This window comes from Streptomyces sp. ID05-26A, from assembly GCF_033794685.1.
Taxonomy (GTDB): Bacteria; Actinomycetota; Actinomycetes; order Mycobacteriales; family Pseudonocardiaceae; genus Lentzea.
Window position 1 is genome coordinate 1 of sequence record NZ_JARAYZ010000009.1, and the last position, 17936, is coordinate 17936.

18 protein-coding genes are annotated in these 17936 nt (G+C 69.1%); 7 read left to right on the forward strand and 11 right to left on the reverse strand.

What is annotated here, in order from left to right; genetic code table 11:
• Nucleotides 1–347: 347 nt before the first annotated feature.
• From PV646_RS42825 to PV646_RS42850, 6 genes are all read right to left on the reverse strand, one after another.
• Nucleotides 348–1475, reverse strand: a complete 1128-nt coding sequence (locus PV646_RS42825) for a sensor histidine kinase (RefSeq protein WP_500348706.1) — start codon at nucleotides 1473–1475, stop codon at nucleotides 348–350.
• Between the two features lies 1 nt (nucleotide 1476).
• Nucleotides 1477–2160 (reverse strand): response regulator transcription factor, encoded by a 684-nt coding sequence (locus PV646_RS42830; protein ID WP_086667432.1) that lies wholly within the window; start codon nucleotides 2158–2160, stop codon nucleotides 1477–1479.
• A gap of 49 nt (nucleotides 2161–2209) precedes the next feature.
• Nucleotides 2210–2848 carry a slipin family protein gene (locus PV646_RS42835; RefSeq protein ID WP_500348708.1) on the reverse strand — a complete coding sequence of 213 codons (639 nt, stop codon included), beginning with the start codon at nucleotides 2846–2848 and terminating at the stop codon, nucleotides 2210–2212.
• 232 nt (nucleotides 2849–3080) lie between these two features.
• On the reverse strand, nucleotides 3081–4985 hold the full coding sequence (gene dxs / locus PV646_RS42840; protein ID WP_500348710.1) for a 1-deoxy-D-xylulose-5-phosphate synthase: 1905 nt from the start codon (nucleotides 4983–4985) through the stop codon (nucleotides 3081–3083).
• Between the two features lie 62 nt (nucleotides 4986–5047).
• The gene (locus tag PV646_RS42845; RefSeq protein ID WP_500348712.1) at nucleotides 5048–6253 is read right to left on the reverse strand and encodes a class I SAM-dependent RNA methyltransferase; all 1206 of its coding nucleotides are present in this window, start codon (nucleotides 6251–6253) and stop codon (nucleotides 5048–5050) included.
• Nucleotides 6250–8235 (reverse strand): APC family permease, encoded by a 1986-nt coding sequence (locus tag PV646_RS42850; protein ID WP_500348714.1) that lies wholly within the window; start codon nucleotides 8233–8235, stop codon nucleotides 6250–6252. Before PV646_RS42850 ends, PV646_RS42845 begins: the two co-directional genes overlap by 4 nt.
• Before the next feature lie 82 nt (nucleotides 8236–8317).
• Here PV646_RS42850 and PV646_RS42855 point away from each other — a divergent pair, with 82 nt between their 5' ends.
• The 3 genes from PV646_RS42855 to PV646_RS42865 all read left to right on the forward strand — a co-directional run bounded on the left by PV646_RS42855 (nucleotide 8318) and on the right by PV646_RS42865 (nucleotide 12249).
• On the forward strand, nucleotides 8318–8980 hold the full coding sequence (locus PV646_RS42855) for a potassium channel family protein (RefSeq protein ID WP_500348716.1): 663 nt from the start codon (nucleotides 8318–8320) through the stop codon (nucleotides 8978–8980).
• The gene (locus PV646_RS42860; RefSeq protein ID WP_500348717.1) at nucleotides 8980–9636 is read left to right on the forward strand and encodes a potassium channel family protein; all 657 of its coding nucleotides are present in this window, start codon (nucleotides 8980–8982) and stop codon (nucleotides 9634–9636) included. Before PV646_RS42855 ends, PV646_RS42860 begins: the two co-directional genes overlap by 1 nt.
• 72 nt (nucleotides 9637–9708) lie before the next feature.
• Nucleotides 9709–12249, forward strand: a complete 2541-nt coding sequence (locus tag PV646_RS42865; protein WP_500348719.1) for a LuxR C-terminal-related transcriptional regulator — start codon at nucleotides 9709–9711, stop codon at nucleotides 12247–12249.
• Between the two features lie 73 nt (nucleotides 12250–12322).
• On the opposite strand, the gene PV646_RS42870 is transcribed toward PV646_RS42865, so the two are convergent.
• Nucleotides 12323–13093: a DUF3159 domain-containing protein gene (locus PV646_RS42870; RefSeq protein WP_500348720.1), complete on the reverse strand. Its 771-nt coding sequence runs from the start codon at nucleotides 13091–13093 to the stop codon at nucleotides 12323–12325.
• Nucleotides 13090–13455: an OB-fold nucleic acid binding domain-containing protein gene (locus PV646_RS42875; RefSeq protein WP_036013248.1), complete on the reverse strand. Its 366-nt coding sequence runs from the start codon at nucleotides 13453–13455 to the stop codon at nucleotides 13090–13092. The genes PV646_RS42870 and PV646_RS42875 overlap by 4 nt, the downstream gene beginning before the upstream one ends.
• A gap of 84 nt (nucleotides 13456–13539) precedes the next feature.
• Between PV646_RS42875 and PV646_RS42880 the strand changes: the two genes are divergently transcribed.
• Nucleotides 13540–14196 carry an alpha/beta fold hydrolase gene (locus PV646_RS42880; RefSeq protein WP_500348722.1) on the forward strand — a complete coding sequence of 219 codons (657 nt, stop codon included), beginning with the start codon at nucleotides 13540–13542 and terminating at the stop codon, nucleotides 14194–14196.
• Here PV646_RS42880 and PV646_RS42885 read toward each other — a convergent pair.
• Together PV646_RS42885 and dut are read right to left on the reverse strand one after the other, a co-directional pair.
• Entirely contained in the window at nucleotides 14193–14810 is a 618-nt protein-coding gene (locus tag PV646_RS42885) for a DUF3710 domain-containing protein (protein ID WP_500348724.1), read from the reverse strand. The two genes, PV646_RS42880 and PV646_RS42885, sit on opposite strands and share 4 nt — an antisense overlap.
• Before the next feature lie 4 nt (nucleotides 14811–14814).
• Nucleotides 14815–15288: a dUTP diphosphatase gene (gene dut, locus PV646_RS42890; RefSeq protein WP_258950577.1), complete on the reverse strand. Its 474-nt coding sequence runs from the start codon at nucleotides 15286–15288 to the stop codon at nucleotides 14815–14817.
• Between the two features lie 24 nt (nucleotides 15289–15312).
• Here dut and PV646_RS42895 point away from each other — a divergent pair, with 24 nt between their 5' ends.
• The gene (locus tag PV646_RS42895; protein ID WP_500348726.1) at nucleotides 15313–15774 is read left to right on the forward strand and encodes a DUF3093 domain-containing protein; all 462 of its coding nucleotides are present in this window, start codon (nucleotides 15313–15315) and stop codon (nucleotides 15772–15774) included.
• Between the two features lie 71 nt (nucleotides 15775–15845).
• On the opposite strand, the gene PV646_RS42900 is transcribed toward PV646_RS42895, so the two are convergent.
• A complete protein-coding gene (locus PV646_RS42900) occupies nucleotides 15846–16145 on the reverse strand; it encodes a DUF4193 domain-containing protein (RefSeq protein WP_030474775.1) in 300 nt (99 codons plus the stop codon).
• 422 nt (nucleotides 16146–16567) lie between these two features.
• Between PV646_RS42900 and cei the strand changes: the two genes are divergently transcribed.
• Both cei and PV646_RS42910 read left to right on the forward strand, forming a co-directional pair.
• Nucleotides 16568–17284 (forward strand): envelope integrity protein Cei, encoded by a 717-nt coding sequence (gene cei, locus PV646_RS42905; RefSeq protein WP_500348728.1) that lies wholly within the window; start codon nucleotides 16568–16570, stop codon nucleotides 17282–17284.
• Nucleotides 17285–17315: 31 nt separating this feature from the next.
• On the forward strand, nucleotides 17316–17831 hold the full coding sequence (locus tag PV646_RS42910) for a hypothetical protein (protein ID WP_500348730.1): 516 nt from the start codon (nucleotides 17316–17318) through the stop codon (nucleotides 17829–17831).
• Nucleotides 17832–17936: the final 105 nt, after the last annotated feature.

A 17936-nucleotide genomic window follows, 5' to 3' on the forward strand; every position in this document is an offset into this window, starting at 1 on the left:
TTGCCTCAAAGGAACTACCTCGACGAGGAGGTAATTCATATATTACTGGCTGTGTTTCGGCACGCTGTTGAGTTCTCAAAGAACACGCGCACACCGCAGCTAATCTCCGAAGAGACGTCGCTTCCGGGGCTGTGTCAGGCTTAGAAGTCTTGTGCCGCACTCCGTTCCGGCTGTGTTTCCCGGCCCGTTCCGTGCTGACATGGAGAAATTTACACGGGCGTCTCACGAGATCCAAATCGGGGGTCACGTACGGAGTAACCGCAGGTCAGACGCCACGCGGACAGCTCAAACCCGCCAAGATCGACGCGCAGTGTGACCGGGGCCACGTCGAAAATCTTGAATCCGGGTCAACGGGGGGCGCTCGGCAGGTGAACGGCGACCGACAAACCACCGGTCGGCACGGCCACTGCCTGCGCAAACCCGCCGTGAGCGGACACCGCGGCCCGCACGATGGAGAGCCCCAGTCCGGTGCCGGACTGGCTGGTCCGGTCCTTCCCCCCGCGGCGGAACGGCTCGAACAGCTCCTCGACGCGGTCCGGCGGGATCAGCTGACCGGACGACGACACCCGCAGAACGGACCACTGCGGTCCCGGCTCCACCACGGTCTCGATCCACCCACCGACGTGGTTGTGGCGGATGGCGTTCTCCAGCAGGTTGCCGGCGATGCGCTCCAGCAGTGCGGGATCCCCGACCGCGAACGCCGGCGCGCACCGGAACACCGTGCGCAGGTCGCGCGCCTCGGCGTCCGCACGCGTGGCCCTCCACGCGGACTCGACCACAGCGGACAGGTCGACCGGCTCCCGCACAGCGAGCCCGATCCCATCCGTGCGCGCGAGCAGCAGCAGCGCGGACACCAACTGTTCGGCGCGCTCCCCTGCGGAACGCACGACACCAGCCATGCGGCGCAGCTCTTCGACGTCGGCATCCGGATCGGACAGGGTCACGTCCAGCTCCGTGCGTATCACCGAGAGAGGAGTGCGCAGTTCGTGCGATGCGTTCGCCACGAAGCGGCGTTGCGAGTCGAAGGCCGCTTCCAGGCGGTCGAGCATCGAGTCGAACGTGTCCGCGAGTTCGGCGACCTCGTCGCGCGGGCCCTCCAGCCGCAACCGCGCCCCCAGCGACTCCGCCGACAACCGGCGAGCGGCGCCTGTCACGTCGTGCAGGGGTTGCAGGACACGGCCGGTGAACGTCCACGCCAGCACGGCGGCGGCGACGACCATGCACGCGAACGCGATCAGCCCGGCACGCAGGAGGTCCTGACGGGCGGAGGCGGTCAACGCGTCGGTCAGGACCTTCACGGTGACGGTGACGCCGTCCACCGTGACCTGGCTGTCGGAGGGGAACGACGGCGACGAGTCGAAGACCCGCCCGACCAGCGTCCACCCCAAGAACAGGAGCACAGCGCTCACCACGGCGACGAGCGCGGTGGTGAGCAGCGTGATCCGGAGACGCAGTCCTGGCCCGCGCCGGCGCATGTCAGTCCTCAGCAGATCCGTTCGAAGCACTCGGCACCCGGTAACCGGAGCCCACGACGGTGTCGATGATGCCCGGTTCGCCGAGCTTCTTGCGCAACGTCATCACGGTCACCCGCACGGTCGTGGTGAACGGGTCGGCGTTCTCGTCCCACACGCGCTCGAGCAGTTCCTCGCTGCTGACGACCGAGCCCTTGGCCGCGAGCAGCACTTCGAGGACGCCGAACTCCTTGCGCGTCAGCTCGATGGGCTGCCCACCGCGCGCCACGGTGCGACGCGCGGGATCCAGCTCCACGTCCTGTGCCGCGAGCACGGGCGGTGTCGCCGGAGTCGCGCGCCGGGCCAACGCCCGTACGCGCGCGACCAGTTCGGGGAACGCGAACGGCTTCGCGAGGTAGTCGTCCGCGCCGAGCGACAGCCCGGACACGCGGTCCTCGATGGATCCGCTCGCCGTCAGCATCATGACCCTGGTGAGCGCGCCGGAGCTGAGGATCTCCTTGCACAGCTCGTCGCCGGACATCCCGGGTAGGTCGCGGTCGAGCACGACTACGTCGTACCGCGTGACGGTCGACTTCTCGTGCCCGGTCTCGCCGTCGTAGGCGACGTCCACGGCCATGCCTTCGCGCCTCAGGCCGCGAGCGATCGCGTCGGCCAGAGGCGCCTCGTCCTCGACTACCAGAATCCGCACGCCTCAAAGGTGCCATACCGACCTGAGAAGGCGCTTAACGACACCTTCACTACCTGCGTGCAGGCCGATCGACGACGACCGTCGAGGCGGTCTGCAGTGCCCTGAGCTCCAGCAACGCCGGGTGCTCCTCCGCCAGCCGAGCCGCGTTGAGCAACGACCGCAGCGCCGCCGTCTCCCCACGCGCCCGCTCCAGGGCAGCACGTCCCTCGGATGCCGCCACCAGTTCGGCCAACGCCGCCCGGCGCAGCTCACCGGGCATCACGACATCGCGCACAGCCACCTCGTCAACGGAAATGCCGAGATCGGCGGCACGCCCGGCCACAGCGGCCAGCACCTCGGCCGAGATGGCCTCGCGCTCAGGATCAACCGCGGAGTGTGCGCGCGTGACCACTGCACCGCGCAACGCCAGCTGCACAGCCGTGTAGAGCTCATCAGCAGGAGCTGCCGACTCCACGACGAACTTGGTCGCCGACGACACGGCCCACCGGACCACAACGGTCACACGGACCAGGACCCCATCAGCGGTCGGCACGTCCTGTGCTGCCGGAGTCATGGTGCGCGGACGGATGTCGACGCGGTGCAGCACAGTGCGCAACCGCGTCCGATGACGTCCGGGGCCGAGCTCGCCCATCAGCACGCCGTGATCGAACCGGACACCCCGCTCCCACGGGTACAACGTCTTCTTCATCGTCTCCACCCCCTGGTCCGGACAGGCCACGACCCCGGCCGGCGAGACGGGGAGCGGGAGTCCACAAGGGACTCGCAGAGCTCCTCGTCCCCGTGTGCGGCCGGGGTCGTGGCGTCAGGGTTCGAACCTGGTCTTTACAGCACCAACGCGCTCGCCCGATTCGCGGGACCCGAGTCAGGAAGACCTGCCGGGCCGCAGGAAGCGAACGCTCTCAGGGCGGAGGTTAGCCGACCTACTTCTCGACGTGCTCGTCAATTTCGACGGGCAGGCACTCCAGGCGAGCGGCCCACTCCGTCACGCGCCGTGCGACGTCCTGCGCCGTGATGCCGCACAACGCCAGCACCTCGCCACGCTCTCCGTGGTCGTGGAACTGCTGCGGGATCGCGATGTCCCGCAACGGCACGTCGACGTCGGCGTCGCGCAGTGCGGCGGCGAACGACGAACCGAAGCCACCGTGGCGGCCACCGTCCTCGACCGTCACCACGAGCTTGTGCGACGCGGCCATCTCCACGAGGTCGGAGGACATCGGGTAGATCCACCGCGGGTCAACGACGGTCACGCCGATGCCCTGATCCTCCAGCCGTTGCGCGGCATCAAGACCAAGCTCGCCCAACGCGCCGACCGTCACCAACAGCACGTCGTTGCCCGACCGCCGGAGCACGTCCACGGAACCCACGCGCTCCAACGCGGGCAGGTCCGGGCCGACCGAGGCCTTCGGGTAGCGGATGACCGACGGCGCGTCCGAGATCGCCACGGCCTCGCGCAGCTCCTCGACGAGCGTTCCGGCGTCACGAGGCGCCGCCACGTGGACACCGGGGATGACCCCGAGGATCGACATGTCCCACATGCCGTGGTGCGACGCGCCGTCCGGGCCGGTGACGCCGGCTCGGTCCAGCACGACCGTGACGCCCTGCTTGTGCAGTGCCACGTCCATCAGCAGCTGGTCGAACGCCCTGTTGAGGAACGTCGCGTAGACGGCCACCACGGGGTGCAGGCCACCGATCGCCAGACCGGCGGCGGAGGTCAGCGCGTGCTGCTCGGCGATGCCGACGTCGAAGAACCGCTCCGGGAACGCCTTGGCGAACGCGTTGAGGCCGGTCGGTCCCTGCATCGCGGCGGTGATCGCCACGACGTCGGAACGCTCGCGGCCGACGTCCACCAGCGCGTCGGAGAACACGTGCGTCCAGGTGCGCTTGGACGGCTTGACGTCCTCGCCGGTGATCGGGTCGATGATGCCCGTGGCGTGCATCTGGTCGGCCTCGTGGTTCTCGGCCGGCGCGAACCCCATGCCCTTGCGAGTGACCGCGTGCACGATCACCGGACCGCCGAACGACTTCGCGCGCTGCAGTGCGGACTCCAGCGTCGCGAGATCGTGGCCGTCGACCGGGCCGATGTACTTGAGGCCCAGGTCCTCGAACATCGCCTGCGGCGCGAGCGCGTCCTTGATGCCGCGCTTGGCGGCGTGCAGGGCGGCGTAGAGCGGCTTGCCGAAGAACGGCGTCTGCTCGAGGACGCTCTTGCCCTTCTCCAGCACGCGCTCGTAGCCGGGACGCAGCCGCAGCGACGACAGGTGGTCCGCGAGACCACCGATCGTCGGCGAGTACGAGCGGCCGTTGTCGTTGACCACGATCACGACCGGACGCGTCCTGTCCGCCGCGATGTTGTTCAACGCCTCCCAGCACATGCCACCGGTGAGCGCGCCGTCGCCGACCACCGCGACCACGTGGCCGTGGGCGCCGTTGATCTGCTTCGCCTTCGCCAGGCCGTCCGCGTAGGACAACGCCGTCGAGGCGTGCGAGCTCTCCTGCACGTCGTGCTCGGACTCCGACCGCGACGGGTAGCCCGACATCCCGCCGCGCTGGCGGAGCCGGTCGAACCCGTCGCGGCGGCCCGTGACGATCTTGTGAACGTACGACTGGTGACCGGTGTCGAACACGATCGGGTCCTGCGGCGAGTCGAAGACCCGGTGCAGTGCCACGGTCAGTTCGACGACACCCAGGTTCGGGCCCAGGTGCCCGCCCGTCTTGGACACCTTGTCGACCAGGAAACGCCGGATCTCCTCGCACAGCTGCGACAGCTGTGCCTCGTCCATCCGTTTCAGATCAGCTGGTCCGTGCACGGACTCCAGCAGGGTCACCACGCCCACCTCACTCCTGAAGACTTCGGCTCAGTCTACGGAGACGCGACTGAGACGCTGCCTCAGCTCGTCTCAGGCACGAGCAGGGCGATGCACTCCACGTGATGTGTCATCGGGAACGCGTCGAACGCCCGCAGGTCGGCGAGCCGGTACCCCTGAACTGTGAATTCGGCCAGGTCGCGGGCCAGTGCGGCGGGGTCGCAGGCGACGTAGACGACCCGCTGCGGACGGCGTCGTGCGACTTCAGCCACAACGACCTTGCCCGCACCCTTGCGAGGGGGGTCGAGCACCACGACGTGAGGGTCCTCGACGGGCAGACGGCGTGTCACGGCGTGCTCCACCTTGTCCGCCACCCACTCGACCTGGGACATGCGGCCGAGGTTGCGCCGGCCGTCCTCCACGGCACCGGGGAAGGACTCCACGACCAGCACGGATCCGCTTTCGCCGACCTGCCGTCCGAGGACGGACGCGAAGAGCCCAGCACCGCCGTAGAGGTCCCACGCGCGTTGCCCCGGCTCGGCCGCGGCCCACTCCTTCACGACCGACGCGAACGTGTCCGCGGCGGCCGGATGGATCTGCCAGAAGCCCTCCGCGGAAATTCGCCACTTTCGTTGGGCGGCGGTCTCGACGGCCGTACCGGATCCGGCGCGTCGCGTGGTGTGTCGGCCGCGCACCTCACCCACATGACGGTTGCCGTCACCGTCCTGGACGATCGTCAGCTCCTGCGCCCGCCACTTTCGGTCGGTCACGGCCTCGACCATGCCCGGCCGGCTGATCACACAGTGGTCGACCGGGATCACATCGTGGGAACGCAGTCCCCGGAAACCCGGCTTCCCGTCGCGGCCGACGGCCATCCGGATCCGGGTCCGCCACTCCAGCGGCCCGCCCGGGAGGGCCTCCACGACCACGTCGCGGTCGACCTTGGCGATGCGTGCCAGCTGCTCGCGGACGACCTGGGCCTTCAGCTCCCGCTGCGCGTCCCACGAGACGTGCTGGAAGTCGCAGCCTCCGCACATCCCCGGCCCGCTGAACGGGCACGGCGCCTCGACCCGGTCGGGTGACGCCTCCAGGATCTCCACGGCGTCCGCACGGCAGAACGAGCCGCCGTTGTCCTCGTACACCGACGCCACGACGCGCTCGCCGGGCAGTGCGTGACGCACGAACAGAACGCGGCCCTCGTGCCGTGCGACGAAATGCCCGCCGTGTGCGACGGGTCCCACCTCGACCTCGAACTTGCGTCCGGTCCAGTCTTCCTTGGTCGTGCTCATCGGTCGTCAAGTCCCCTTCGGACAGCGCCGGGCGCGATGACGTCCTTGTCCTTGACCTTCACCGAAGATTCCAGCTGCCAGGGAACGCTGGTCACCATCACACCCGGCTGGAAAAGCAGCCTTCCCTTGAGCCGCAACGCGCTCTGGTTGTGGAGGAGCTGCTCCCACCAGTGGCCGACGACGTACTCGGGGATGAACACCGTAACAACGTCTCGCGGGTTGTCCGTCCTGACTCTCTTGACGTAGTCGAGAACGGGCTTGGTGATCTCCCGGTAGGGGGACTCGATCACCTTGAGCGGGATCTTGAAGTTCTCCTTCTCCCACTCCTGCACGAGCCTGCGGGTGTCGCCGTCGTCGACGTTGACCGTGACGGCCTCCAGCACGTCCGGACGCGTGGCCTTGGCGTAGGACAACGCCCGCAGCGTCGGCATGTGCAGTTTGGACACCAGCACCATGCAGTGGTTGCGCGCGGGCATCGTGCGCACGCGCTCCTGCTTGCGCAGTTCCTCTGCGACGGTGTCGTAGTGCTTGCGGATCGCCGTCATCAACGCGTAGATGGCGGCCATCGCGGCGATGGCGATCCACGCGCCCTTGGTGAACTTGGTGATCAGCACGATGATCAGCACGGTCGCGGTCAGGGCCAGGCCGAACGTGTTGATCGCCTGCGAGCGCCGCATCCGGGTGCGCGCCTGGGGATCGGACTCGGTCTTGAGCAGCCGCTGCCAGTGCTTGATCATGCCGAGCTGGCTGAGCGTGAACGACACGAACACGCCCACGATGTAGAGCTGGATCAGCCGGGTGACCTCGGCGTCGAACGCGATCACCAGCACGACCGCGAAGCCGGCCAGGAACAGGATGCCGTTCGAGAACGCGAGCCGGTCGCCGCGGGTGTGCAGCTGGCGCGGCAGGTAGCGGTCCTGGGCGAGGATCGAGCCGAGCACCGGGAAGCCGTTGAACGCGGTGTTCGCGGCGAGCACGAGGATCAGCGCGGTGACGCCGGCGATGAAGTAGAAGCCGGGCGGGAAGTTGTCGAACACGGCGTGCGCGATCTGCGCGACCATCGTCTTCTGCTCGTAGCCCGCGGGCGCGTTGGTGATCTGCTGCGCCGGGAACTCGGCCATCCGCACGTCGGTGAGCTGGGCGAGGATGATCAGGCCCATCAGCATGACCACCGAGATGGTGCCCATCAGCAGCAGCGTCGTCGCGGCGTTGCGGGACTTGGGTTTGCGGAACGCGGGCACACCGTTGCTGATCGCTTCGACGCCCGTGAGGGCGGCACAGCCCGAGGAGAACGCACGGAGCACGAGGAACACGAACGCGAGCCCCATCAGGTGGTCGGACTCGGCGTGGATCTCGAGGCCCGAGCTCTCGGCGCGCATGTCGTCGCCCATCACGAAGCCGCGGAACAGGCCGTAGCCGATCAGGCCGAAGACGCCGATCATGAACGCGTAGACGGGGACGGCGAACGCGCTCCCGGACTCGCGGATGCCGCGCAGGTTCACCGCCGTCAGCAGCACGATGGCCGCGACCGCGAACTCCGCCTTGTGGGTCGCCACGAACGGGATGGCGGAGCCGATGTTCGCCGCCGCCGCCGAGATCGACACCGCGACCGTGAGGATGTAGTCGACGAGCAGGGCGCTCGCCACGGTGAGCCCCGCTCTGCGTCCCAGGTTGACCGTCGCGACCTCGTAGTCACCGCCGCCGGACGGGTACGCGTGCACGTTCTGCCGGTAGCTGGCGACCACGGTGAGCATGACCACGACGACCGCGACCCCCACCCACGGCGCCATGGCGTAGGCGCTCAGGCCGGCCACCGACAGCATCAGGAAGATCTCCTCCGGCGCGTACGCGACCGACGACATGGCGTCGGAGGCGAAGACGGGGAGGGCGATGCGTTTGGGCAGCAGGGTGTGAGCGAGGCGATCACTGCGGAACGGCCGTCCGACCAGGAGGCGTTTGGCAGCGGTGGCGAGCTTGGACACGGCCAGAGCGTAAGGGGTCCACTCACCGGGACGGGCTAATGCTGGGTAGGTTCTGCGGAGAGTTCGCCTGAGGAGGCATGTCGTGCACGTGGTGATCATGGGGTGTGGCCGGGTGGGGGCGTCCCTGGCCAGGGCTCTGGAGCGACTCGACCACCAGGTCGCCGTGATCGACAAGGACCCGCAGTCGTTCCGCAGGCTGGGCAGCGACTTCCACGGACAGCAGGTCATCGGCAACGGTTTCGACCGCAATGTCCTGATCGAGGCCGGTGTCGAGCGCGCGGGCGCGTTCGCGGCGGTCTCCAGCGGGGACAACTCGAACATCATCTCGGCGCGGGTCGCGCGCGAGACGTTCGGTGTCGAGCACGTCGTCGCGCGCATCTACGACCACAAGCGCGCGGCGGTGTACGAGCGCTTGGGCATCCCGACCGTGGCGACGGTGCCGTGGTCGACGGACCGGTTTCTGCGGATGCTGTTGCCCGAAGGGGCCTCGACCGCGTGGCGCGACCCGTCCGGCACCGTGGCGGTGCTGCCGATCGAGGTCTCCGAGGAGTGGGTCGGCCGGCCGGTGCGCGAGCTCGAGGAGGCGATCGGCGCGCGGGTGGCGTTCGTGATGCGCTTCGGCACGGGTGTGCTGCCGGAGCGTTCGACCGTCGTGCAGGCCGACGACACCATCTACGTGGCGGCGCTGTCCGGCACGATCACCGACGTCGCGGCGGCGGCGCTGCAGGCACCGGAGGAGAGCTGATGCGGGTCGCTATCGCTGGTGCGGGAGCGGTGGGGCGGTCCATCGCGCAGGAGCTCGTCTCGGACGGGCACCAGGTGATGCTGATCGAACGGGACCGGGCGCACTTCGACCCGAACTCCGTCGAGCAGGCCGAGTGGGTGCAGGCCGACGCGTGCGAGCTGTCCTCTTTGGAGGACGCGGGCATGCAGCTGTGCGACGTGGTGATCGCCGCGACCGGTGACGACAAGGTCAACCTCGTGGTGTCGCTGCTCGCCAAGACGGAGTTCGCGGTCCGTCGCGTCATCGCGCGCGTGAACGACCCGACGAACGAATGGCTCTTCACCGAGTCGTGGGGTGTCGACGTGGCCGTGTCGACGCCACGGTTGCTCGCCGCGATGGTCGAGGAGTCCGTGACGATCGGCGACGTCGTGCGCCTGATGACGTTGCGGCAGGGTCAGGCGAACCTCGTGGAGATCACGCTGGACGAGGCGACGCCGTTCGCCGGTCGTGCGGTCTCGGAGCTGTCGCTGCCGCGGGACGCCGCCCTGGTGACGATCCTGCGCGGCGGCCGGGTCATCGTGCCGCAGCCGGACGACACCCTGGAGGGCGGCGACGAGCTCCTGTTCGTCACGACCGCCGCCGTCGAGCAGGACATCAAGACGGCTCTGGGTTACTGACGCTTCCCGTCCGATGCCCGGCAGGCTCGGTCTGCCGGGTATCTGCGCTGCGGAAGCGGGCACCTACCAGCTGTGAGCGATCAGCTGCCCCTGGTCGGGCGCGAGGCAGAGCTGCGGACCGCACTGCGGGCGTTGGCCGTGGACGGCGCCGTGCTGCTGTCCGGTCCTCCGGGCGTGGGGAAGACACGGCTGGCGTTCGAGACTCTCTCCGCCGTGCCGCATCCGGTGGTGCGTTGTCGTGCCAAGGTCGCCACATCCCGGATTCCTCTCGGCGCGATCGCGTCACTGATGCCCCCCGACCTGCCTGCTTCGCAGGGGCCGATCCTGCCGTCGTTGTCCGTGCGCGCGGCCGCCGAGCATCTCTCTCGCGGCGGGCGGCGGGTGTTGTCGGTCGATGACGCGCACCTGCTCGACAACGCGTCGTTGTTGGTGTTGCAGCACCTTGTGCGTCACAGGCTGATGCGGGTCATGTGCACTGCACGGCCTGGTTGGGGCATGAAGGGGCTGACCGTTGTCGGGGTCGAGGCGCTGGATCGGGAGCACGCGGACACGGTGCTGGCGACGGCTCTAGGCGGTCCGGCCGATGCCTCGACGCGGCACCTGGTGTGGGCGAACGGCCGGGGAAACCCGTTGTACCTCAAGGAACTCGTGGCGGTGGGACGGCACTTCGGCGCGTTGACCGAAACCCTGAGCGGGTGGAACTGGAGTGGGCCCCCGGAGCCGCCCGAGCAGTTGGCCGAACTCGTGGACCTGACTCTGGGGCGGCTCGCGGAGTCGCAGCGGCGGGCGTTGGAGGTGCTCGCGTACGGCGAACCGCTCGAATCTTCGTTGATGCCCGTGCCACAGGACCTCGTGGACATGGGGTTCGTGCGCGTCGGTGACGACGGATGCGCGCGCGTCGCTCATCCGCTCTACAGCGCGCGCCTTCGTGCGGCTTGCCCGGCGGTGCGCGCACAGGGGCACCGCCGTGCATTGGCCGATCGGCTGGGCGCTCTGGATCGGCCCGGTGACGCGGTGCGGGTCGCGATGTGGCGGCTCGACAGCGGGACGGCCGAGTCACCGGACGTGCTGGCGCGGGCAGCCGAGCAGGCGCTGTCCGCTCAGGACTGGGAACTCGCCGAACGGCTCTCGCGCGCCGCCATGGCCCGTGGGGCGTCATCGCGCGTGGGGCTCGTGCTGGGCCTTGTGCTGATGTACCAACGTCGGTACGTGGAGGCCGAGGAAGTGCTCGCCGGGACCATGGCGGCGGACGGCGACGTGCTGACGGTGACCCAGGTCGGCTGTACGCGCGCGTTCAACCTGTTCTTCGGCCTCGGTGACGAGGACGCCGCCGTGGCCGTGCTCGATCTCGTGACCGCACAGGGGTTGCCGGCCGCCCTGGAACACGCCGTGCTGTTCTTCGCGCTGACGTTCGCGCTGGAGGCCTCGCCGTTGGGGATCGCGCGGCTCGGCGGTGAACTGTTGCTCGCGGAAGGCGGTTGGGCTGCGACGGCGGGATGGCAGGTGCTGGCGTTCGCGGACCAGTTCGCGGGCCGCTACGCCGAGGCCATCGCACGGGTCGAGGACAACTATCAGGCCGTGTTGGCGACAGCCGGGCGGTTCCCGTCGTTGATGAACGCGGCGAACGGCGTGCGCAACGAGAGCATGCTGCGGAGCGGTGACCTGGTGGGTGCGGAGGTGCGAGCCGCGCAGGCGCTGGCCGAGGTGATCGAGGAGGACCGCTGGTCGGTCACGCAGGTGCCGCCGCGGGTGTTGCTGAGCCGGAGCGCGCGGTTGCGCGGGAAGGCGGCGTCGGCCGTGCGGATCACCGCCGAGGGCGTGCCGGACCCGGCCGTGCCGCCGATGATGTGGGACGTGCTGCTGCTGGCCGAGTTCGCGGCCGGTGCGGCGTTGCAGGGGCAGTCGGATCGCGCTTTCCGCGCATTGGCACGGGCAGAAGCCGGACTGCGGCCCGCGTGGCGTATCGCGCAGTTCGCGGTGGGAGCCGCACGGTCGTGGGTGCTCGCGAGCGCTGGACGCGTCAACGAGGCGATGCAGACCGCTCTGGACAACGCGGCGATGGCTCGTGAGCATGGCGCGAACTCTGCGGAGATCGAGTCGCTGCACGACGCCGCACGGTTCGGTGCGGATACCTCGCCACGTCTGCTGGAGCTCGCGAAGTCGCGCAAGGACCCGCTCACGACCGCGTACTCCTCGCACGCCCAGGCGCGCGCGTTGCGTGACCCGGCGGGGCTGGAGGAGGTGGCGGCGGCGTTCACCGCGTGCGGTGTGACGTTGTACGCGGCCGAGGCGCTCGCGGAGGCGAGCAGGCTGTCGCGGCTGCACGACCGGCCTCGTGACGCGGATCGGCTGGAGCGGCAGGCGTCGGCGCTCGCGGAGTCGTTCGACGGCGCGACCACGCCCGGTCTGGTGGTGACGAGCACTCTCGTCGCGTTGACCCCACGTCAGCTGGAGATCGCGCGTCTGGCCGCGGCCGGGCTGACGAACGTGGAGATCGCCGAACGGCTGGCAATCGCCAAGCGCACCGTGGACAACCATCTGCACACGACCTACGCGGCAGTGAGCGTGACCGGACGGGATGGCTTGCGCGAGTTGTTCGGCCACAGCGCGTGAGCGGCCTTGGGTGACCGACGTTTCTCAGGGGTCTGTCCTGCTGGACAGACCCCTGAGAGAGTCGGTGGAACGGTCAGTCTCTGGACTTGTCGCGGGACTCCGCGTCGACGACGCGCTTGAGCTCGTCCATGTCCGGGGTGAGCAGGTCGTCGGCGGTGCGGGTGAGCACGGCCTCGGTCTCCGCTTCCACGGCTGCCGCGGCCTTGGCCTCGGCGGCCTCTTCCGCCGCCTTGAGGCGTTTGTCCGCGCGGCGGACCGCCCAGACCGTGGCGAGCAGGGCGATGGCCATCAGCGGGTAGCCCATGCCGAGGCGGGCGACGGCGAGCCAGCCGACCTGGTCCTCGTCGTAGAGCCAGCGCTGGACCGCGAAACGGGCGAAGAACACCAGGGCCCACACGAAGGTCGCGATGTCGTAGTCGCGGACCGTGGCCTTGTCTTCGCGCCAGGAGCGGTCTCTGCCGTTGAGGAACGTCCAGAGCACGCCGGCGAGCGGCCAGCGCACGATGATCGACAGCAGGAACGCGCTGCCGTACACCACGCTCTGCCAGATGCCGAAGAGGAAGAAACCCTTGGCCTCGCCTGTCTTGTAGGCGATGAACGCCGCCACGCCCACGCCGAAGACAGCGGAGATCGCGGGTTGGATCGTGCCCTTGCGCATGGCCAGGACCACGCCGATGACGACGGCGGCCGCGAGGGAGCTGATGATCGCGGCCATCAGGTTCTTGGTCGTGAAGTTGATGATCACGAAGACGAGCACGGGCAGCGACGAGTAGAGCATTCCGCTCACGCCGCCCATCTGCTCGAGGACGGTGGGCTGCTTTTCTTCGGTCTTGACTGAGGTCATGAAGCGTTCTGCAACTCGTAATAGGGGTTGTAGAGCACCTTGCGCCCGTCGCGCACGGCGATGCGGCCTCGGGCCTTGATCGTGCGACCAGGCTCGATTCCCGCGATGCGACGGCGGCCGAGCCAGACGAGGGTGACGCCCTCGGTGCCGTCGTAGAGCTCCGCTTCCAGGGTGGCCGCCGCGTCCCGCGGGCAGAGCTCCACGCTGCGGAGCCTTCCGAGGACGGTGACCTCCTCACCGGACTTGCAGTCGCAGGCCTTCACCGCGCCGACGGCCTCCGCTTTTCGCGACAGGTCGTCCGCGTCGAGCTCGGTGACGTCGCTGGTCAAGCGACGCACCAAGCGGCGCCAATAGCCGCTCATCCCCGACTCCTGCATTGCTCAGGTGGCCCCGTGGTGTGGACCGTCTGACAGTGAGGGTACGCACGGGCGACGACAATCCCGGGCGTGCCTGCCGAGACTGTGCTTCTCCTGCCCGGAACCGCCTCCGACGAGGCTTTCGTCCGTTCCGTGTTCACCGAGCCGTTGTCGCAGGTCGGTGCCGTTCTCGCCGCACCACGTGTCCGCACACTCCGTGAACGGTTGACGGCCCTCGAAAATGCCCGTGCAGGCCACCCGATCGTGGTGGGTGGCGTCTCGCTGGGCGCGCACGTCGCCGCGCGGTGGGCGGTGGCGAACCCGGACCGGTGCGCGGGCCTCGTCCTGGCCCTGCCGGCGTGGACCGGCGCGCCGGACGGGGCACCGGCGGCGCTCGCGGCCAGGGCGAGCGCGGAGGTCGTCCGGTCGCAGGGGCTCTCGGCGGCGCTGGCCGGCACGACCGGCTGGCTGCACGACGAGCTGACGAGGGCGTGGCACGGCTACGGCGACCAGCTCGTGCCGCACCTCGAGGAAGCCGCCGAGTCGCTGGCGCCGACGCTCGACGAGCTGAGGTCGCTGGACGTGCCGACGGGGATCGTCGGGTGCACCGACGACCCGGTGCACCCGATCGCGGTCGCGCGGGCATGGGCGGACGCCCTCCCCCGCGCCGTGCTCGTCACGACGACGCTGGACGCCTACCCGCACGCTCTGGGGCGTGCGGTGCAGGCGTGGCAGCAGGCTCGTTAGCCCTCTTGCTGCTGGATGTGCCGGGCGATCGCCTCCGGCAGCTCGACGGGCAGCGGGGTGCGGGGCGGCATCGGCTGATCACCGCGCACGACCACGGTGCCCCGCAGCATCTCCCGCAGCGCCTGCGAGTTCTGCTCGAAGTGCTCCTCGGGGCCCGCCGCGACACCGCGCAGCATCCAGCGCGGGCCGTCGACGCCGACGAAGAGGATCTGCACGCCCTGGTTGCGCGCGGTGATCTCCTCGCCCCACTCGCCGTTCTCGCGGTTGATGCGGGCGCCGTCCTCCTTGAGGCCGTCGATCAGCTCGGCGCCGACCTCGCGCCACAGACCGCCCGACTTCGGCGCGGCGAACGCGCTGACCGTGAGCTGGCCGACGGACGTGAGGACGTGCACGGCGCGCACGGAGCCGTTCTGCTGGTCCATCTCGACCTGCAGCTGGGCCTCGTCCGGCATCGGCAGCTGCACCGATCCCAGGTCGAGCCGCTCCACACCGTCCTGGGGCGCGACCGTCGAGTCCCACGGGCCGTCGACGTCGTCGAAGACCTCGTCGTGCTCGGGACCGGTCTCGACCGCCCCCGAGGAGTGACGACCGCGCTTGCGGCGCCTTCCGAACATGCCCCTACCCCTCCGCCTTCATCCGGGCGAGCACCACGTGCCCGCCGGTCGAGCCATAGCCTCCCGCACCGCGTTCCGTTTCCGGCAACTCGGTGACCTCGCGGAACACCGCGTGCTCGACGCGTTGCACGACGAGCTGGGCGATCCGGTCGCCACGCGACAGCGCGATCGGCTCCCGAAGATCATGGTTCACGAGGCAAACGCGGATCTCACCGCGGTAGCCGGAGTCGATCGTGCCGGGTGTGTTCACGACGCTCAGCCCGACCCGTGCGGCCAGTCCCGACCTCGGGTGGACGAAGCCCGCGAACCCGTCCGGCAGCGCGATGGCGACACCGGTGCCGACGACGGCACGCTCTCCTGGTGGAATGACCACGTCCGACGTGGTGACCAGATCCGCCCCCGCGTCGCCGTAGCGGGCGTAGGCGGGCACGGGAACCCCCGGATCGAGCCGGGTCAGCAACACCTCGACGCTGGACACGGCGGCCGAGATTACCCTGACGACGTGAGTGAGACTGCCGTGACCGCCACTACGACCTTCCGCGAACGCCTGTACGTGACGTGGTGGATCTGGCCGCTGCCGCTGCTCGCGGCCGCGCTGCTGGCCGCCGAGGTGCACATGGGCTTCCCCGGCGTCCGCTCGTGGCTGCCGTACGTGATCCTGCTGCCGCTGACGGTCGCGTTGATCGCGAAGATGGGCTCCACGAAGGTGGAGGTCGCCGAGGGCGAGCTGCGCGCGGGTGACGCGCACATCCCGCTGGAGCTGCTGGGCGCCGTCGAGATCATCGCCGCCGAGGACCGCCGCCGGATCATGGGCCGCGAGCTCGACCCCGCCGCGTTCGTCGTGCACCGGGGCTGGGTCAAGCCGCTCGTGCGGGTGCACGTGACCGACCCGGAGGACCCGACGCCGTACTGGGTGATCAGCACGCGGCACCCGGAGGAGCTCGCCGCCGCTATCAAGTCGTGAGAAACACAACTGGGCGCCACCCGTGAGGGTGAGCGCCCAGTTTTTCTCCGGCGGACTGGTGCTGATGCGGATCAGGCGCAGTCGCGGCAGATGTACGTGCCGCCGTTGTCCTCGGCGAGCCTGCTGCGGTGGTGCACCAGGAAGCACTTCGAGCACGTGAACTCGTCGGCCTGCTTGGGCAGGACCTTGAACGTGAGCTCCTCACCGGACAGGTCGGCACCCGGGAGCTCGAAGTTCTCCGCGCTCGCGTCCTCGTCGACGTCGACGACGCCGGACTGCGTCTCGTTCCGCCGGGCCTTCAACTCCTCGAGGGAGTCCTCAGCGAGTTCGTCCGCCTCGCTGCGACGCGGCGCGTCGTAGTCGGTCGCCATCTTCTTCACCCCTGCGGTCTACGGAGACTGTTCGTGTCGCTGGTTAACGCTCCAGCGACCTCTTTTGTGCCCCACGTCAAGGTGACGTAGGTCTCCCACACCCGGCGGGCAAGCCAACCCCCTTGACGTGACCGTCGGCTTGATCGAAATGTGTGCGGAGCGCGCAGAGGGTAGCTCATTGCCCGAGTGCCTCCACATCGGGTTACCCCTTACCGACCGGACGGGTGACACAACCTTTCTACGCTGGACCGATACCCTGTGCGGGAGCACGCGTGCTCCGGCGTGCAACCTGACGCCGGGCCGGTACCGTCCTGACTGTGAGCAATCAGGACGGTGCAGTGGGTCACGCCCGTCAGGGCGCGCATCAGCCGGGTTGGGCCTAGGCTGATCTCAGGGGACGGATCACGGGGAGGGCTTCGAACGTGGGATCCGCATCGGGAAGCTTGACGCCTTACAAGAGGCGTCGGCCCGTGCCCGCGCTCGTCCTGTTCGCGGTGCTGTTGGTCAGTTCCGTGTTCGTGTGGGTGAAGGTGCTCGGCAACGCGAGTGACGTGGACGCGGCGATCAGGTGCAACGCACCGGGCAACGTGGTGACGTCGGAGTCGGCCCCGGCCGATCCCGCGGCGCCGGCGACGCCGCCGCCCCCCGCGCTGGGCACCGTGCTGGAGCACGACGCGCTCGACCGCACGAACCCGGTGCCGGTCGGCGACGTGAACTTCAAGGCGATGAACGCCTCGACGCAGCGCAACCACGCCAAGGCCGTGGCGACGATGTTCACCGAACTCGGCCTCAAGCAGGCGGCCGAGCCCGGCAACGACCCGATCTACCCGGCGGGCGACATGAACTGCCGCGGCCAGCTGCGCTTCGGCGCGCCCGGCGCCGCCGCCGCGAGGACGTTGTCGCTGCTGGAGCCGTGCCTGGAACTCGTGCGCGACGACCGCCAGGACGCCACCGTCGACATCGCGATCGGCAAGAAGTTCGACGAGGTCAAGCCGAACAGCGACGCCCGCAAGGTGCTCGACCAGCTCAAGGAGTGGGCCGAGCAGCAGCCGGAGCAGCAGGGCGGCCAGGTCGCCGCGGCCGCCCCGCCGACCCTGAACGCCGACAACCTGGCCGGCGCCCGCGAAGTGACCTGCTGACTTCTCGCCCCTCCCCCACTACTTTGCGCGCATGGGGGTTGATCTTCTTCCGGACGAGCACGTCCTCTGGCAGGGCAGACCGGCACATCACTCGGTCTTCATGAGGCTGGACCTGAGGTGGATCAGGTTCAGCCTCACGTTCAACGCCGTCAAGATCGCGCTCCTGGTGACGCTGGTCCTCCTGACCGGCGACTTGTCCGATCATTGGCCGGCAGCCTTGGCTGCGCTGGTCGCGCTCGACGTTCTGTACCTGGCCGAACCGTTCATCTGGCGCCACCGGACCCTGCGCCGCACGACCTACTACGTCACCGACCAACGGGTCGTCTCCGTTCCCGGAAAGCGTGCGCGGTCGGTGAAACTCACCGATCTCGACGTCCTGTCCTTCGCCGAGGAACCGGACGGCTCCGGGTACATCAAGCTCGAGCGGCGGGTCATGCCCGACGGTTACGGCAACGGAACGGTCGGCGAGTTGATCCACGTCCCGGCCGTCCGCGAGGTCGTAGCCCTGCTCTCGGAGCTGACAGGACAGCCCGCGAAGCAACATTGATTCGTCAACATCGACGTCGACTGGTCGACCTCACGTCAGGCCCTTATGCAAAAGACGTTTGCGGACGACCGCAAACGTCTTGTGCACAACCAATATATTAGCGCT

Bases quoted from the DNA above. Each gene is read 5' to 3' on its own strand.
- PV646_RS42860 (WP_500348717.1), top strand. From the start codon at position 8,980: ATGCGGGTCGCTATCGCTGGTGCGGGAGCGGTGGGGCGGTCCATCGCG.
- PV646_RS42870 (WP_500348720.1), bottom strand. From the start codon at position 13,093: ATGACCTCAGTCAAGACCGAAGAAAAGCAGCCCACCGTCCTCGAGCAG.
- PV646_RS42875 (WP_036013248.1), bottom strand. From the start codon at position 13,455: ATGAGCGGCTATTGGCGCCGCTTGGTGCGTCGCTTGACCAGCGACGTC.
- PV646_RS42825 (WP_500348706.1), bottom strand. From the start codon at position 1,475: ATGCGCCGGCGCGGGCCAGGACTGCGTCTCCGGATCACGCTGCTCACC.
- PV646_RS42910 (WP_500348730.1), top strand. From the start codon at position 17,316: ATGGGGGTTGATCTTCTTCCGGACGAGCACGTCCTCTGGCAGGGCAGA.
- PV646_RS42835 (WP_500348708.1), bottom strand. From the start codon at position 2,848: ATGAAGAAGACGTTGTACCCGTGGGAGCGGGGTGTCCGGTTCGATCAC.
- PV646_RS42900 (WP_030474775.1), bottom strand. From the start codon at position 16,145: ATGGCGACCGACTACGACGCGCCGCGTCGCAGCGAGGCGGACGAACTC.
- PV646_RS42885 (WP_500348724.1), bottom strand. From the start codon at position 14,810: ATGTTCGGAAGGCGCCGCAAGCGCGGTCGTCACTCCTCGGGGGCGGTC.
- PV646_RS42845 (WP_500348712.1), bottom strand. From the start codon at position 6,253: ATGAGCACGACCAAGGAAGACTGGACCGGACGCAAGTTCGAGGTCGAG.